This is a genomic window from Methylobacterium sp. 2A, assembly GCF_009806555.1.
Taxonomy (GTDB): Bacteria; Pseudomonadota; Alphaproteobacteria; order Rhizobiales; family Beijerinckiaceae; genus Methylobacterium.
In genome coordinates, this window is sequence record NZ_VUOK01000054.1 from 67,309 (window position 1) to 82,453 (window position 15,145).

The window sequence follows — 15,145 nt, forward strand, 5'->3', positions numbered from 1 at the left end:
TCCGGTGGTCAGGGTTCGGGGGCCGGCGCGACGAGGCCCGGCAGATGCTGCGCGTGCCACGCCCGCAGCCCGGCAAGTGCCGGATGGGCGAGGTTGCGGGCGAGGTAGCCCTCGATCCGCGGCAGGTGGGCGAGATAGCCGGGCTTGCCGTCGCGCCGGTCGAGGCGCGCGAAGATGCCGAGGATTTTCGTGGCCCGCTGGGCGGCCAGCAGCGCGTAGGCGGTCGCGAAGGCGCCGACATCGAAGGCCGGGTCCCGGCCGCGCCGCTCCCGCGCGTAGAGGCCGAGGAGCCGCAGCTCGAACTCGGCGCTGCCATCGACCCGGGCATCCTGCAGCAGCGAGGCGACATCGTAGGCCGGGTGGCCCATCACGGCGTCCTGGAAATCGATCAGCCCGACCCGCTCCAGCCCGTCCCGCTCGGGCAGCCAGATCAGGTTGGGGGAATGGTAGTCGCGCAGGGTCCAGGTCGGCCGCTCGGGGATCGCGCCCTGGAGCGCCGCCCGCCACAGATCCACGAAGTCCGACCGCGCCTCAGCCGACAGGGTGACGTCCCGGATCGCGGGGGCGTACCATTCGGGCATCAGCTCCGCCTCGAACAGCAGCGCCTCCGTATCGTAGGGCGGCAGGACATGGTCGATTCCGTCCGCCACCGGCAGGGTCGCGGGCAGCGGGGTGGCGTGGAGCTTGGCGAGCAGCCGCACCGCCTCGGCGTAGCGCTCGGGCCGCGGGGCGCCGGCCTCGATGACGGGCTCGCTGCCGAGATCCTCCAGGATCAGCAGGCCCTCGGCGAGATCCTCGCCGTAGATCTTCGGCGCCGAGAAGCCGAGCGCCCGCAGGCCCCGGTCGAGGGCCACGAAGGCGTGGACGCTCTCGGCCAGATGCACGATCGCGCTGTAGGGCTTGCCGTCGCGCACCGGCGGCCCGTCCGGCCGGGGCGGCGCGATCATCAGCACGGCGCTGGTGCCGTCGGGCTTGGTCAGCCGCTCGTAGGCGCGGGAGGAGGCGTCGCCCTGCATCAGCACGCGCTCGGCGATGTCCCAGCCGCTGCGGTCGAGGAGGCGGCGCACCGCCCGGGCCCGGTCGAGCCGGGCGCGCATGCCGCCGGAGCCGTCGATCCGGGCGAGCCGCGCCCCGGGGCCGAACTCCGCCCGCAGGGAGAGATCGATGGTCAGAACCGGGCCGTCGCGGGGCGGCATCCGGTCCGGCCACTCGACCAGGGTGACGGCCTCCTCGGCCATCTCGTCGAAACCGAGCTCCACCAGCTCGTCGGCGTCGCGCAGGCGGTAGAGGTCGGCGTGGATGATCGGCCGCCCGTCCCGGGCGGTGTAGGGCTGGATCAGCGTGAAGGTCGGGCTCGGCACCTCCAGGCGCGGATCGCCGGCGAGTTCCCGGATGATCGCCCGCGCCAGCGTGGTCTTGCCGCCGCCTAAGCCGCCAGAGAGCGCCACGATGTCGCCGGGGAGCAGGAACTCCGACAGGAACAGGCCGAGATCCTCGGTGGCGGGTTCCTCCGGCAGCACGAATTCCCACGGCGCCGGCAGCGCAGATGCGTCCGCCGGGCCGCTGGCCCTCTGCCCGTCCCGATCGTCTCCGCCCAAAACCCGCCTCCGAGACCCGAAGACGCATGGTCCGAAAACACGCTCCGGATGCAAGGGTTTCCGGCCGCGGTTGTGCGCTTCCCGCCCATCCGGTGCATTGAAAGCACGCTCGCGGGCCTTTGGCCGTCCCGATTGGCATACGGCTTGCCGAGGGGGCGCGGCCGCACCGCCGGTCCGGGCCCCCGATCCGGCGGAACCATCAAGCAGGGAGGAAACGATGAAGCGTGAGGACCTCACCGAGAAGCTTCTCGACATCAAGCGCGAGAAGGGCTGGAGCTGGAAGCATATCCACGACGCGATCGGCGGCCTGTCGCCGTTCCTGATCACCGCGGCCTGCATGGGCCAGATGAAGCTGCCCAAGGCCCAGGCCAAGCGGGCCGCCGAGCTGTTCGGGCTTTCCGCGGCCGAGGAGCGGATGCTGAACGAGGCGCCCTACCGGGGCTCGATCCCGTCGATGCCGCCCACCGATCCGCTGATCTACCGCTTCTACGAGCTGGTGATGGTCTACGGCACGACCTTCAAGGAGCTGATCCAGGAGGAGTTCGGCGACGGCATCATGTCGGCGATCGACTTCAACATGGAGATGGCCCGGGAGGCCAACAACAAGGGCGACCGGGTGCGGCTCACCATGTCGGGCAAGTTCTTGCCGTACAAGTATTACGGCAACGACGACGAGACGCCGGAATACGGCTTCAAGGAGGGCTGAGCGAGCAAAAGGAGCTCCCCCTCCCCCCTTTGCGGGGAAGGGTGGCCCCTGCGTCAGCAGGGGTCGGGAGAGGGGAACCCGGCTTCCGGATGTGGGGCGCCCTTCATGAAGGTCAGCGCCTCGTTCTGCGCCGTCGCTCCCCTCTCCCGACCCGCTTCGCGGGCCACCCTCCCCCGCAGAGGGGGGAGGGAGACGCGCGGACGCCGTATCGCCCTATGCCGCCGCCGGCTGGCCCTCCGGCTCCAGGTAATCCTGCACCGGCTGCGCCGGGCCGTTACGCATCAGCACGTAGAGGAACGGCACGAGCAGCAGCGTCGCCGGCGTCGCGAAGGCGATGCCGCCCATCACGGCGCGGGCCAAAGCCGCATTCTGCTCGCCGCCCTCCCCGGTGCCGAGCGCCATCGGGATCAGCCCCAAAAACATCGCCGAGGCGGTCATCAGCACCGGGCGCAGCCGCGTCTCGCCCGCGGTGATCGCCGCCTCCACGGCGCTGCAGCCCGTCGCCTCCCGGTGCTCCTTGGCGAAGGTCACGAGCAGGATCGAGTTCGCCGAGGCGATGCCCACCGACATGATCGCCCCGAAGATCGACGGGATCGAGAAGGCGGTCCCGGTGATGAACAGCGCGAAGGTGATGCCGCAGAAGGCCATCGGCAGGGCGGCGATCACCACGAACGGGTCGCCCCAGCTCTGGTAGTTCACTGCCATCAACAGGTAGACGGCGATCAGCGCGATGCCGAGGCCGATCTCCAGGCGGAAGAAGGCCGAGCGCATGTTCTCGATCTGGCCGCGCACCGCGATCCTGTCGGGCGCCTCCAGATTCGTCTGCTCGTCCTGCACGATCGCATCGATGTCGCGGGCGACCGAGCCGAGGTCGCGGTCCTGCACCGAGGCGAAGATGTCGAAGGTCGGCTGGATGTTGACGTGGCTGATCATGGTCTGCGTCGGCGTCCGGCGCAGGTCGGCGAGGCTGGAGAGCAGGGTCAGAACGCCGGGGCCGGAGCCCGAGGTCGCGGCGGCGCGCACGAACATCGGCGTGTTGCGCAGGTCGTTCAGGGAGCTGTTGCGGTATTCGGGCGTCTGCACCCAGAGCTGATAGGGGATGCCGGTCTTCGGATCGGGCCAGAAGTTCGGCGTCACCTGATAGCTGCCGGACAGCGAGATGTTCATGTTCTGCGCCACCTGCTGCTCGGTCAGCCCGAGCTCGGAGGCGAGACGCCGGTCGACGTCGACGTAGAATTGCGGCTCGTTGACGATCTGCTGGAGATGGACGTCGACGAGGCCCTTGGTGTGCTTCAGCCGCTGGACGATGCGCTGGGCGACCTCCAGATCCTTCTCCTTGTGCCGGCCGGAGACCTGCACGTCGATCGGCGTGATGACGCCGAAATTCAGGATCTGGGTGATCATGTCGGCGGGCTGGAAATACACCGTCACGTCGGGGAAGCGCTTCATCAGTTCCGCGCGCAGGCGCTTCGTGTAGCCCGCCACCGAGCCGTGGCCCTCCTTGAGGCTGATCAGCATCTGGCCGTCGTTGTAGGAGACGAACGAGCCGTCCGAGAAAGCGAAATTGTAGTTAATTGACGGCAGGCCGATATTGTCGAGGATCTGCTCGATCTCCCCCGCCGGGATCACGTCGCGGACCGTGTCCTCGATCTCGGCGAAGACCTGCTGCGTGGTCTCGATGCGCATGCCGGTGCGCGTGCGCAGATGCATGGTCATCTGGCTCGCCTCGATCTGCGGGAAGTAATCCTGGCCGACGAAGACGAACAGCAATCCGGTCATCCCGAGCACCCCGCCGACGACGCCGAGGGTCACGATCCGGTGGCGCAGGACCGCGTGCAGCAGGCCGACATAGCCCCGGTGGAACCGGGCGAAGCCGCGCTCGAAGCCGCCGTGGATGCGGCCCGCAAGGCGCATCAGCGGAGCACCGGCGAGGCCGACGGCGCGCGCGATCCGGCCCCGGCGGGGCGGCTCCTGCCGCTCCCGATCCCTGGCGTGCTTCTGCCGGTATTCCGGCGCCACGATCACGTCGATCAGCAGCGGCACCAGGGTGCGCGACAGCAGGTAGGAGGTCAGCATCGCGAACACGACCGCGAGCGCCTGCGGGGTGAACAGATACTTTGGCGTGTCGGTCAGCGCGAACACCGCCGTGAAGGCCGCGCAGATCGACAGGGTCGAGATCAGGGCGGGCTTCGCGATGCCGGCGGCGCCGTGGACCACGCTCTCGCGGAACGCCTCGCCCTCCTCGAACAGCCGGTAGGTGTTCTCGATCGCCACCGTGGCGTCGTCCACCAGGATGCCGACCGCGAGCGCGAGGCCGCCCAGCGTCATCACGTTGATGGTCTCGCCGAGCGCCGCCAGCACCGCCAGCGAGGTCATCACGCAGAGCGGGATCGAGATCAGCACGATGATGGTCGAGCGCCAGGAGCCGAGGAACAGCAGGATCGCGAGGCCGGTCAGCGCCGCTGCGGTGAGCGCCTCGTGCAGCACGCCCTCGATGGCGTTCGAGACGAAGACCGACTGGTCGAAGAGCTGCTGGATCGACAGGCCCTCGGGCGCCGCCGCCCGGATCGTCGGCATCGCGGCCTTGACGTTGTTCACGACGTTCAGCGTCGAGGCGGTGCCGTTCTTGATCACCTGCATCAGCACGGCCTGCTTGCCGTCGGCGCTCACCACGTTGATCTGCGGCGGGCCGCCGTCGCGGACATAGGCGACGTCGCGCACCAGAACCGGCTGGCCGGCCACCACCTTGATCGGCGCGAGGTTCAGGGTCTCGATCGAGGGCGGAGTGGCGTTGAGCTGGACCGGATATTGCTGCTCGCCGATCTTGGTGAGCCCGGACGGCACCGTCAGGTTCTGGGCCGTCATGGCGTTGGTGACGTCGAGCGGCGTGAGGCCCAGCGCCTGGAGGGCGTTGAGGTCGAGATCGACCATGATCTGCCGGGGCGCGCCGCCGAACGGAGCCGGCAGGGTCGAACCCGGCACCTGCGCGAGCGTCTGGCGGATCCGGTACTGGGCGTAGTCGTAGACCTCGTTGAGGCTCTGCTTGGCCGAGGTCAGGGCGAGCTGGATCACCGGCACCGAGGAGGCGGAGTAGCGCACGATCACCGGCGGCTGGGTGCCGGGGGGCATCACGGCGCGGATCGAGTTGGTCGAGGAGACCACCTGGGCGATCGCGAGATCGAGGCTTACCGACGGGTCGAAGTAGATCCGCTGGACCGCGGTGCCCTGGAGGGTGGTCGATTCGGCGCGGCGGATGTTGTTGACGTTGTTGGAGATGCCGTACTCGGCATAGGTGGTGATGCGCTGTTCCATCTCCGGCGCCGACAGGCCGGTATAGGTCCAGACGACCACGACCACCGGGATGTCGACCACCGGCAGCACGTCCTTCGGCGTGACGATGATCGCGCCGATGCCCCCCAGCATCATCAGCACCGCGAGCACGTAGGTCGTGATCCGGAACTTCAGGGCGTAGAGGACGAGGCCCATGCGGTCTCCGCCGGCCGGCACGGGGCCGGCAATTCCGCGTTGTGTACCGGCGAGCCGTTACACCCGGACTGTTTCGCTATCACGTCCGGGCAGGCAAGGTGCGGGCCGTGACGCCGCAGGGCGTCGCGGGGGCGGGCGGATCAGCGCAGCAGGGCGGACTTGTCGACCTGCAGCGCCCCGGCGATCTCGTCGAGCGCCGTATGCTCGACCGCGCTGATCCCGTCGATGTCCGCCACGTCGGCGCCGATCAGGAACACGTCCTGCCGCTGCTCGATCGGCCGCTCCGCGATGGCGCCGACGAGGCGCAGGTTCTCCAGCCGGCCGGCCCGGGTCTTGGCCCGGGCGATCGCCTCGTAGAGTTCCTGCTCGACCCGCAGGGTGTCGTAGGATTTCTCGAGGATCGGGTTGGCGCGGATCCCGCTGATGGCCGATTCGATCTCCTCCTCGGCCACGTCGCCATCCGCCACGATGACGTTGGCGGCGGACGAGACCGCGGCCTGCAGAAAGACGGCGTCGCCCGCATACGACATGATCGTGCGGCCGAACCGAAGGATGGCGTCCTGGAAAATGCTCATGCCGACTCCCGTCCGGTCGGAAATGGCGGATATTGTGGCCGCCGAGTCAAGATGTGGCCGAGCTTGTATCGGGGATGCCGGTCTCAGGTGGCGGGTTCGTGCCCCGGCCAGTCCCGTCCGAGATGGGCCGCCACGCGGGCCGGATCGTCGCCGACCGCCGCCACCGCGGCCTCGACCTGCTCCACCGGCACCATGAACCGGCGCGCCCAGTAGGCCCGCTCCCAGGCATGGGCGACGTTCACGGCCCTGGGCTCGGCCGGTTCCTGCACGCTCTCGTCGGCCATCGGCCCTCCGCGTCTCGCGAGGGCTGATGGCCCCCGGCGTGACAAACGCCGACCGGGGCCGATCGGGTCCGGATCAGCAGCAGCGGAAGCCCGAGGTGTTGCCGACCCCGAAGCGGGCATTCTCGCGATTGCGGAAGAACTCCAGCTCGGTCATCGGCGCCCGGTCGGGATGGGTGCGGCGGATATGCTCGGCATAGGCCGCGTAATCCCCCTGGCCCACCATCAGCCGGGCGCCGTCGCAGACGCATTTGGACAGCGTCCGGAGGCGGTCCCGCAGGTTCGACGGCTGCAGCATGCGCCTATTCCGCCGCGACCAGGCGCGGCTCGGTCTCCAGCGCGGTCCAGCGATCGGCGCGCCACGCCTTCAGGCAGGCCGCGATGCCGAAACCCGCGATGGCGACGACGAGGCCGATGAACAGGGCCGCCAGCACCGCGTCGATCCGGTCGTTGAGGATGATCTGGCTCATCTGGTCGGCGTTCTTGGCCGGCGCCAGGATCTTGCCCTCGGCGGCGGCCCCCGCGTAGCGCTCGGCATGGGCCAGGAACCCGATCTTCGGGTCGGCGGAGAAGATCTTCTGCCAGCCCGCCGTGAGGGTGCACAGGCACAGCCACGCGGTCGGGATGATGGTCACGAACGCGTAGCGCTCGCGCTTCATCTTGAAGATCACCACCGTGCAGAGCGTCAGCGCCACCGCGGCCAGCATCTGGTTCGAGATGCCGAAGAGCGGCCACAGGGTGTTGATGCCGCCGAGCGGGTCGGTCACGCCCTGGTACAGGAAGTAGCCCCAGGCCCCCACCGAGATGGCGGTGGCCGCGATGCTCGGCCCCCACGACGTGGTGTTCTTGAACGACGGCACCGCCAGCGCGACGAGGTCCTGCACCATGAACCGGCAGGCGCGGGTGCCCGCATCCACGGCCGTGAGGATGAACAAGGCCTCGAACAGGATCGCGAAATGGTACCAGAAGGCCATCATCGCCTTGCCGCCGATGGCCGACGAGATGATGTGGGCCATGCCGACCGCGAGCGTCGGTGCGCCGCCGGCGCGGGAGATGATGGTGCGCTCGCCGACATCGGCGGCGGTCTGGGTGATGATCTCGGGCGTCGTGGCGAAGCCGAGCTTGGTCACGGCCGCGGCTGCCGTCTCCGGCGTGGTGCCGATGAGCGCCGCGGGCGCGTTCATGGTGAAGTAGACGCCCGGATCGATCACGCAGGCCGAGACCAGGGCCATGATCGCCACGAAGGATTCCATCAGCATGCCGCCATAGCCGATGAAGCGGGCATCCGCCTCGCTGGCGATCAGCTTCGGCGTGGTGCCGGACGAGATCAGCGCGTGGAAACCCGAGACGGAACCGCACGCGATGGTGATGAACAGGAACGGGAACAGGCTGCCCGCCCAGACCGGGCCGGTGCCGTCCACGAATTTGGTGATCGCCGGCATCTGCACGTGCGGGGCAACGAAGGCGATGCCCAGCGCGAGCCCCACGATGGTGCCGATCTTGAGGAAGGTCGACAGGTAGTCGCGCGGGGCGAGCAGCAGCCAGACCGGCAGGATCGAGGCGACGAAGCCGTAGCCGATCAGCATCCAGCAGAGCTGCGGACCCGTGAAGGTGAAGGCCGGCCCCCAGACCGGACTCGACGCCACGGAGCCACCGGCCACGATCGCCAGCATCAGCAGGACGAAGCCGAGGATCGAGACCTCGCCGATCCGGCCGGGGCGGATGGACCGGGAATAGACGCCCATCAGCATGGCGATCGGGATCGTCGACATCACCGTGAAGGTGCCCCAGGGGCTCTCGGCGAGCGCCTTGACGACGATCAGCGCCAGCACGGCGAGCAGGATCACCATGATCAGGAAGGTGCCGAACAGGGCGATGATGCCGGGAATCGTGCCGAGCTCGGCCCGGATCAGCTCGCCGAGCGACCGGCCGTCCCGGCGCATCGACACGAACAGGACCATGAAGTCCTGCACGGCGCCGGCGAGCACCACGCCGGCCAGGATCCAGAGCATGCCGGGCAGGTAGCCCATCTGGGCCGCGAGCACCGGGCCGACCAGCGGGCCCGCCCCCGCGATCGCCGCGAAATGGTGGCCGAACAGCACGCCGCGGTTGGTGGGCACGTAATCGAGCCCGTCATTGTGGCGCACGGCCGGCGTCACGCGCTTGGGATCGAGCCGCATCACCTTGTCGGCGATGAATTTCGCGTAGTAGCGGTAGGCGATCAGGTAGACGCAGACGGCCGCGACCACGATCCAGAGGGCGTTGATCGTCTCGCCCCGCTGGCTCGCCACGATCGCCAGTGCCGCGGCGCCGAGCGCGCCCACCAGGGCCCAGGGCCCATGCCTGCTGACCGCCGTACCCATCGTTTCCTCCCAGATTGCCGCCTTGGACTCGGGCGGCTCCCCCGAGCCCCCGGCCGGGATTCGTGGATCCCGTGCGACAGCTTCAGTTTATCCTATTCACCTCCCGTTGACGCAAGCGATCTGAGCTGTGATGCAGCGATCCAGACCGCACGATGACCGCTGCCTGTAACAGCGGACATTCGTCACGGACCTGTTCTCCTCACCGGGCCGGATCATGGAAACCCGACGCCGCTCGCCGCTGATGTGGCTTCTCCTGCTGCCCTTCCTGGGGCTTCTCTGGGTGCCGTTCTACAACCAGCACGATCCGATGCTGTTCGGCTTTCCGTTCTTCTACTGGTACCAGCTGGCCTGGGTGCCGCTGACCTCGCTGATCCTCTACGTCGTCTACCGGGCCGTGCGCGATGACCGCTGATCTCGACATTCCGGCACTGTCGGTCTTCGTCTTCTTCTTCCTGCTGGTGACCGTGATGGGCTTCGTGGCCGCGCGCTGGCGCCGGCCCGAGACGCTCGCCCATCTCGACGAATGGGGCCTGGGCGGGCGCAAATTCGGCACCTGGATCACGTGGTTCCTGATCGGCGGCGACTTCTACACCGCCTACACGGTCATCGCGGTGCCGGCGCTCGTCTACGCGGTCGGCGCCTACGGCTTCTTCGCGCTGCCCTACACGATCATCGTCTATCCGTTCGTCTTCGCGGTGATGCCGGTCCTGTGGCAGGCCGCCAAGGACAAGGGCTACGTCACGGCTGGCGACGTCGTGTACGGCACCTACGGCTCGCGCACGCTCGAACTCGCGGTCGCGCTCACCGGCGTGGTCGCCACCATGCCCTACATCGCGCTCCAGCTGATCGGCATGGAGGTGGCCATCAAGGCGCTGGGGCTGCACGGCGAGGTGCCGCTGATCCTCGCCTTCCTGGTGCTGGCCTTCTACACCTACTCGTCGGGCCTGCGCGCGCCGGCGCTGATCGCCTTCGTCAAGGACATCATGATCTACGTCGTGGTGCTGGTGGCGGTGGCGATCGTGCCCTCGAAGCTCGGCGGCTACGGCGCGGTGTTCGACGCGGCCGACGCCGCCTTCAAGGCCAAGGGCTCGGGCGGCATCCTGCTGAGCCCGGCGCAGATCCTGCCCTACGCGTCGCTCGCGCTCGGCTCGGCGCTCGCGGCCTTCATGTACCCGCATACGCTCACCGGCATCTTCGCCTCCTCGGGCAGCAACACGATCCGCAAGAACGCGGTGCTGCTGCCGGCCTACACGCTGCTCCTCGGCCTGCTCGCGATGCTCGGCTACATGGGCCACGCGGCCGGCCTGAAGGTGACGAGCAACAACGACGTCGTGCCGGCCCTGTTCAAGACCCTGTTCCCGGGCTGGTTCGCGGGCTTCGCCTTCGCGGCGATCGCGATCGGCGCCCTGGTGCCGGCGGCGGTGATGTCGATCGGCGCGGCCAACCTGTTCTCGCGCAACGTCTGGAAGGCCTACGTCAACCCGAACGTCACCCCGTCGGGCGAGGCGCAGGTCGCCAAGATCACCTCGATGCTGGTCAAGATCGGCGCCCTGGTGGCGATCCTGGTCCTGCCGACGCAGTTCGCCCTCGACCTGCAGTTGCTCGGCGGTCTGTGGATCCTGCAGACCCTGCCGGCCCTGGTCTTCGGCCTCTACGTTTCGTGGTTCCGCGCGCCGGCGCTGCTGGCGGGCTGGGCGGTCGGCTTCGTGACCGGCAGCCTCATCGCGTGGTCGGACGGGCTGAAGCCCCTGCACACGCTCACCGTCGGCGACGCGAAGCTCACGCTCTATACCGGGCTCCTGGCGCTCGCCGTGAACATCGTCGTGGCGGTGGTGGTGAACGCGGTGCTGACCCTGGGCGGCCGGAATCCGGCCGTCGCGGCGGGCCGCTGAGCCCGCCTGGATCCTGTTCGAGGAGAGCACAATGGCGAAGGTCGCATTCCTGGGTCTCGGCGTGATGGGCGGCCCGATGGCGGGCCACCTCGCCAAGAAGGGGGGCCACGACGTCACCGTCTACAACCGCACCACGCCGAAGGCGGAAGCCTGGGTGAAGACCTATGGCGGCGCCTTCGCGCCGACGCCCCGGCAGGCCGCCGAGGGCGCCGAGATCGTGTTCGCCTGCGTCGGCAACGACGACGACCTGCGCAGCGTCGTGCTGAGCGCGGACGGGGCGCTCGCCGGCATGAAGCCCGGCGCGATCTTCGTGGACCACACCACGGCCTCGGCCGAGGTCGCGCGGGAACTCGCCGCGGCCGCGGAGGCCAAGGGGCTCGGCTTCATCGACGCCCCGGTCTCGGGCGGCCAGGCCGGCGCCGAGAACGGCGTGCTCACCGTGATGTGCGGCGGCGACGCGGCGACCTACGGCAAGGTCGAGGGCGCGATCGGCGCCTATGCCCGGGCCTGCCGGCTGATGGGCCCGGCGGGTGCGGGCCAGCTCACCAAGATGGTCAACCAGATCTGCATCGCCGGTCTGGTCCAGGGCCTGTCGGAGGGCGTCCACTTCGCCAAGCGGGCCGGCCTCGACGTGGAGGCGGTGCTCGACGTGATCTCCAAGGGGGCCGCCGGCTCCTGGCAGATGGAGAACCGCGGCAAGACCATGAATGCGGGCAAGTTCGACTTCGGCTTCGCGGTCGACTGGATGCGCAAGGATCTCGGCATCCTGCTCGACGAGGCCCGCCGCAACGGCGCGAAGCTGCCGGTCTCGGCCCTCGTCGACCAGTTCTACGCCGAGGTTCAGGCCATGGGCGGCAACCGCTGGGACACGTCGAGCCTCGTGGCGCGGCTGGAGCGCTGAGAGACCCCTCCCCCTGTCGCGGTCCGTAAGGGGCGGAGACGGCACCGCGCCCTCTCCGTCCCTGCGGATCTCGGACTCATGCGGCTCAGCTGAGCGTCAAGGGCTCGGGAAGGCGGCGCATTTCTCCGTCCCCCTGCGGGCCGGGCTGTCGCCTTCGCGCCAAGAAAGCGAAGAGACCGAAGAGGGACGGATCGTCCCGGGCGCGTGCGGTGGTAGGCCGGGTCTCGATCCGGGCGACGGCGGCGATGCCGGGGACAGCGATGTCCAAGCCTCGAACAGGCCTTTCATTTCACCACCAGCCAATCCTCGACCACGAGGGCGTCGAGGCCGGTGGTGTAGAACATCAGGATCGCGTCCTCCGCGCTGTGGAGGATTGGTTTGCCCATCACGTTGAAGCTCGTGTTGAGCAGGATGGGCACGCCCGTGATCGCCGCGAAAGCCGCGATCAGGGCCGCATAGGCGGGGTTGCGCTCGGCCGTGACGCTCTGGAGCCGGCCGGTTCCGTCTTCGTGCACCACCGCCGGCACGCGGGCGCGGACCGCCTCCCGCCAGACCAGGGTCCGCTCCATGTAGGGGCTGTCGGCGTAGTCCTCGAACCAGTCCGGCCCGGCCTCCGCCAGGATCGAGGGCGCGAAGGGCCGGAAGGCCTCCCGGTACTTCACCTTGGCGTTGAGCGCGTCCTTGGCGCCCTCCGGCCGCGGGTCGGCCAGGATCGAGCGGTTGCCGAGCGCCCGGGGTCCGAATTCGGCCCGACCCTGCACCCAGCCGACGAGGCCGCCCTCCGCCAAAATCCGGGCCGCGGCCTGGGTCGCCTCCGCATGGCCGACCCGTTTGGCGCGGGGCTCCTGCTCGGCGAGCCGCTCCATCGGGCCCGTGGCGACCCGCGAGCCCAGATAGGGGGTGAGCGGGCGCATCTCGGCCGGCGGCCCGGCCCAGTCCGGATGGTCCTCCGCGTAGGCGAGCCAGGCGGCGCCGACCGCGTTGCCGTCGTCGGCCGGGGCCGAGGGGACGTGCAGCCGGGAGAATCCGGAGCGGCCCAGCACGCGGCCGTTATAGGACGAGTTCAGCCCGCAGCCGCCGGCGATCACGAGGTTTTCGGAGGGCGCCAGCGCCCAGGCCTCGGCCACAAGGGCATCCATCAAAGTCCCAAAAAGATCCTGGCCGCAGCGGGCGAGGTCGGGCCAGCCGTTCTCCAGGGCATCGGCTGGGCGGCGCGCACGGATCTCCGTGGCGACGGCCCGGATCGTCTCCGCATCGGCGTAGTGCAGGCGGCCATCCGCGACCGTGCAGAGCCGGCCGAGCAGGGCGCTGAGCTCGGGATCGGGGTGCCCGTACGGGGCGAGCCCCATGATCTTCCATTCCTCGCCCTTCACCTGATCGAAGCCCGCGAGATCGGTGATCAGCCCGTACAGGAAGCCGAGTGACCCGCGCCCGCGGTGGCGGCGCAGCTCGCTGATCCGGCCCGCCTCCAGCCGGTAGAGCGCGGCCGCGCCGGTCTCGCCCATGCCGTCGACCACGAGGGCGGTGGCTTCGGTGAAGGGGCTGCCCCAGAGGCCGTAGGCGGCGTGGCAGAGGTGGTGCGGATAGCGCCGCTGCCCGGCGATCGCCGCCCGTGGCGCTGCGCCGGTGACCCGCGCCTCCTGGTTCAGGGCGAGCAACGTGCCGTGGCCGGCCCGCTCCTGCGCGCCGTGGAGATCGGCGATGAACACCCGCTCGGCCTGCTCGGGCACGAAGGAGCGGTTGAGCGCGGTGGTGTGGGCGGAAAGCGCCATCAGGTCGAAGGCGCCGGCCCCGGCCTGGCCCCGCAGGAAGTCGGTGAATTGCGGGCCCCAGGTCGAGGCGATGACGAGTTCCGAGCCCGGCGGCACGTGCTCCTTCAGCAGTGCGGCCACCTGCGACGGGGCGTCCGGCTCGCAATTCGGCGCGCGCTTGTACTGGAGGTGGCGCTCCGCGGCCTCGGCGAACAGCAGGGTCCCGTCGGGCCCGGCCAGGGCGAGGGCGGGATCGTGAAAGGTGGTGGCGAGGCCGAGATAGTAGCGCATACGCAAGCGGGGTAGCGCATTTCGCCGCGTGCGGCGAAGCCGGAGCCGCGCGTGGGGTCAGGTCTTCGCCACGCGGGGGCGGGCGAGGAGGAGAATCGCGGCGCCGACGAGCCCCGACAGGGCGGAGCCCGCGAGCACGCCGAGCTTCACGGCGGTCCCGTGATCCGGGTCCGCGAAGGCGAGACCGCCGATGAACAGGCTCATGGTGAAGCCGATGCCGCAGAGCACCGCGACGCCGTAGACCTGTCCCCAGCTCGCCCCGGACGGGCGCTGCCCCAGCCCGAGTGCGACGGCGAGCCGCAGGCTCGCGAACACGCCCGCCTGCTTGCCCAGGAACAGGCCGGCCGCGATGCCGAGCGTCACGGGCTCCCGCAGCGCGTCGCCGGTCAGGCCGGTCAGGTCCACGCCCGCGTTGGCGAAGCCGAAGATCGGCACCACGAGATAGGTGGTCCAGGGGGCCAGCGCGTGCTCCAGCCGGTGCAGCGGCGACTGCGCGTCCTCGGGCCGGCCCGGGCTGACCCGGATCGGGATGGTGAGCGCCAGCAGCACGCCCGCGATCGTCGCATGGATCCCCGAGCGCAGCACGAGGACCCAGAGCACGAGGCCGAGGGTCAGATAGGCCGGAAGCCACGACACGCCGGCCCGGTTGAGGCCGTAGAGGCCGGCGACCACCAGGGCGGCCAGCCCCAGCATCGTGAGGTCGAAGTCGGAACTGTAGAACAGCGCGATCACCAGCACGGCGCCGAGGTCGTCGATGATCGCCACCGCGCTGAGGAAGATCTTGAGCGAGACCGGCGCCCGGGACCCGAGGAGCGCCAGGACCCCGAGCGCGAAGGCGATGTCGGTGGCGGCCGGAATCGCCCAGCCGCGCTGGGTCGGGGACCCGAGATTGGCGAGCGCGTAGAATCCGGCCGGCACCGCCATGCCGCCGAGCGCCGCGAAGCCCGGCAGCATCCGGTCCGGCCAGGTGCGCAGCCGCCCGTCGAGGGCCTCGCGCTTGATCTCCAGGCCGACCAGCAGGAAGAACCCGGCCATCAGGCCATCGTTGATCCAGTGCTGCACGCTCATCGGCCCGAGGGCGGCGTGGAGCGCGTGTGCGTAGGCCTCGGCAAGCGGCCCGTTGGCGACGACAAGGGCGAGCGCCGCCGCGCCCATCAGGATCAGCCCGCCCGCCGCCTCGCTGGCGAGCAGCGTGCGGATGGCCGAGAGGGGGCGCGGGCCGCGCCTCGGCGGGGTGTGGTTGGGGGAGGGCGATGTCATCGCGGCAGGGCTTGCCGTGCCTTGTGGGCGGGGGCAAGGCT

The 15,145-nt window shown here is 69.8% G+C and carries 12 protein-coding genes; 4 read left to right on the plus strand and 8 right to left on the minus strand.

Annotation, left to right across the window (positions count from 1 at the left end):
- Positions 1-8 precede the first annotated feature (8 nt).
- Positions 9-1,541: a tRNA (adenosine(37)-N6)-threonylcarbamoyltransferase complex ATPase subunit type 1 TsaE gene (gene tsaE / locus FVE89_RS23845; protein ID WP_246731161.1), complete on the minus strand. Its 1,533-nt coding sequence runs from the start codon at positions 1,539-1,541 to the stop codon at positions 9-11.
- A 274-nt stretch (positions 1,542-1,815) separates the two neighbouring features.
- Between tsaE and cynS the strand changes: the two genes are divergently transcribed.
- Positions 1,816-2,304, plus strand: a complete 489-nt coding sequence (cynS, locus tag FVE89_RS23850; RefSeq protein ID WP_160536753.1) for a cyanase — start codon at positions 1,816-1,818, stop codon at positions 2,302-2,304.
- Between the two features lie 213 nt (positions 2,305-2,517).
- Here the strand turns inward: cynS and FVE89_RS23855 are convergent, their stop codons facing one another.
- From FVE89_RS23855 to FVE89_RS23875, 5 genes are all read right to left on the minus strand, one after another.
- Positions 2,518-5,790 (minus strand): efflux RND transporter permease subunit, encoded by a 3,273-nt coding sequence (locus FVE89_RS23855; RefSeq protein WP_160536754.1) that lies wholly within the window; start codon positions 5,788-5,790, stop codon positions 2,518-2,520.
- A gap of 140 nt (positions 5,791-5,930) precedes the next feature.
- Complete coding sequence (locus FVE89_RS23860) at positions 5,931-6,365, minus strand: tellurite resistance TerB family protein (RefSeq protein ID WP_160536755.1); 435 nt, start codon at positions 6,363-6,365, stop codon at positions 5,931-5,933.
- Between the two features lie 83 nt (positions 6,366-6,448).
- Positions 6,449-6,649 carry a DUF3606 domain-containing protein gene (locus FVE89_RS23865; RefSeq protein WP_160536756.1) on the minus strand — a complete coding sequence of 67 codons (201 nt, stop codon included), beginning with the start codon at positions 6,647-6,649 and terminating at the stop codon, positions 6,449-6,451.
- Positions 6,650-6,722: 73 nt separating this feature from the next.
- The gene (locus FVE89_RS23870) at positions 6,723-6,944 is read right to left on the minus strand and encodes a YbdD/YjiX family protein (protein ID WP_160536757.1); all 222 of its coding nucleotides are present in this window, start codon (positions 6,942-6,944) and stop codon (positions 6,723-6,725) included.
- 4 nt (positions 6,945-6,948) lie between these two features.
- Complete coding sequence (locus FVE89_RS23875; RefSeq protein WP_160536758.1) at positions 6,949-9,009, minus strand: carbon starvation CstA family protein; 2,061 nt, start codon at positions 9,007-9,009, stop codon at positions 6,949-6,951.
- A 214-nt stretch (positions 9,010-9,223) separates the two neighbouring features.
- Here FVE89_RS23875 and FVE89_RS23880 point away from each other — a divergent pair, with 214 nt between their 5' ends.
- The 3 genes from FVE89_RS23880 to FVE89_RS23890 are packed head-to-tail and all read left to right on the plus strand — an operon-like array spanning position 9,224 to position 11,802.
- Entirely contained in the window at positions 9,224-9,421 is a 198-nt protein-coding gene (locus FVE89_RS23880; RefSeq protein ID WP_160536759.1) for a DUF3311 domain-containing protein, read from the plus strand.
- Entirely contained in the window at positions 9,411-10,901 is a 1,491-nt protein-coding gene (locus FVE89_RS23885) for a sodium:solute symporter (RefSeq protein ID WP_161392683.1), read from the plus strand. Before FVE89_RS23880 ends, FVE89_RS23885 begins: the two co-directional genes overlap by 11 nt.
- 13 nt (positions 10,902-10,914) lie before the next feature.
- Positions 10,915-11,802: an NAD(P)-dependent oxidoreductase gene (locus FVE89_RS23890; protein WP_281409011.1), complete on the plus strand. Its 888-nt coding sequence runs from the start codon at positions 10,915-10,917 to the stop codon at positions 11,800-11,802.
- 284 nt (positions 11,803-12,086) lie between these two features.
- On the opposite strand, the gene FVE89_RS23895 is transcribed toward FVE89_RS23890, so the two are convergent.
- Together FVE89_RS23895 and nhaA are read right to left on the minus strand one after the other, a co-directional pair.
- A complete protein-coding gene (locus FVE89_RS23895; protein ID WP_161392735.1) occupies positions 12,087-13,844 on the minus strand; it encodes a carbamoyltransferase C-terminal domain-containing protein in 1,758 nt (585 codons plus the stop codon).
- A 57-nt stretch (positions 13,845-13,901) separates the two neighbouring features.
- Entirely contained in the window at positions 13,902-15,104 is a 1,203-nt protein-coding gene (nhaA, locus tag FVE89_RS23900) for a Na+/H+ antiporter NhaA (RefSeq protein ID WP_161392685.1), read from the minus strand.
- Between the last annotated feature and the right edge of the window lie 41 nt (positions 15,105-15,145).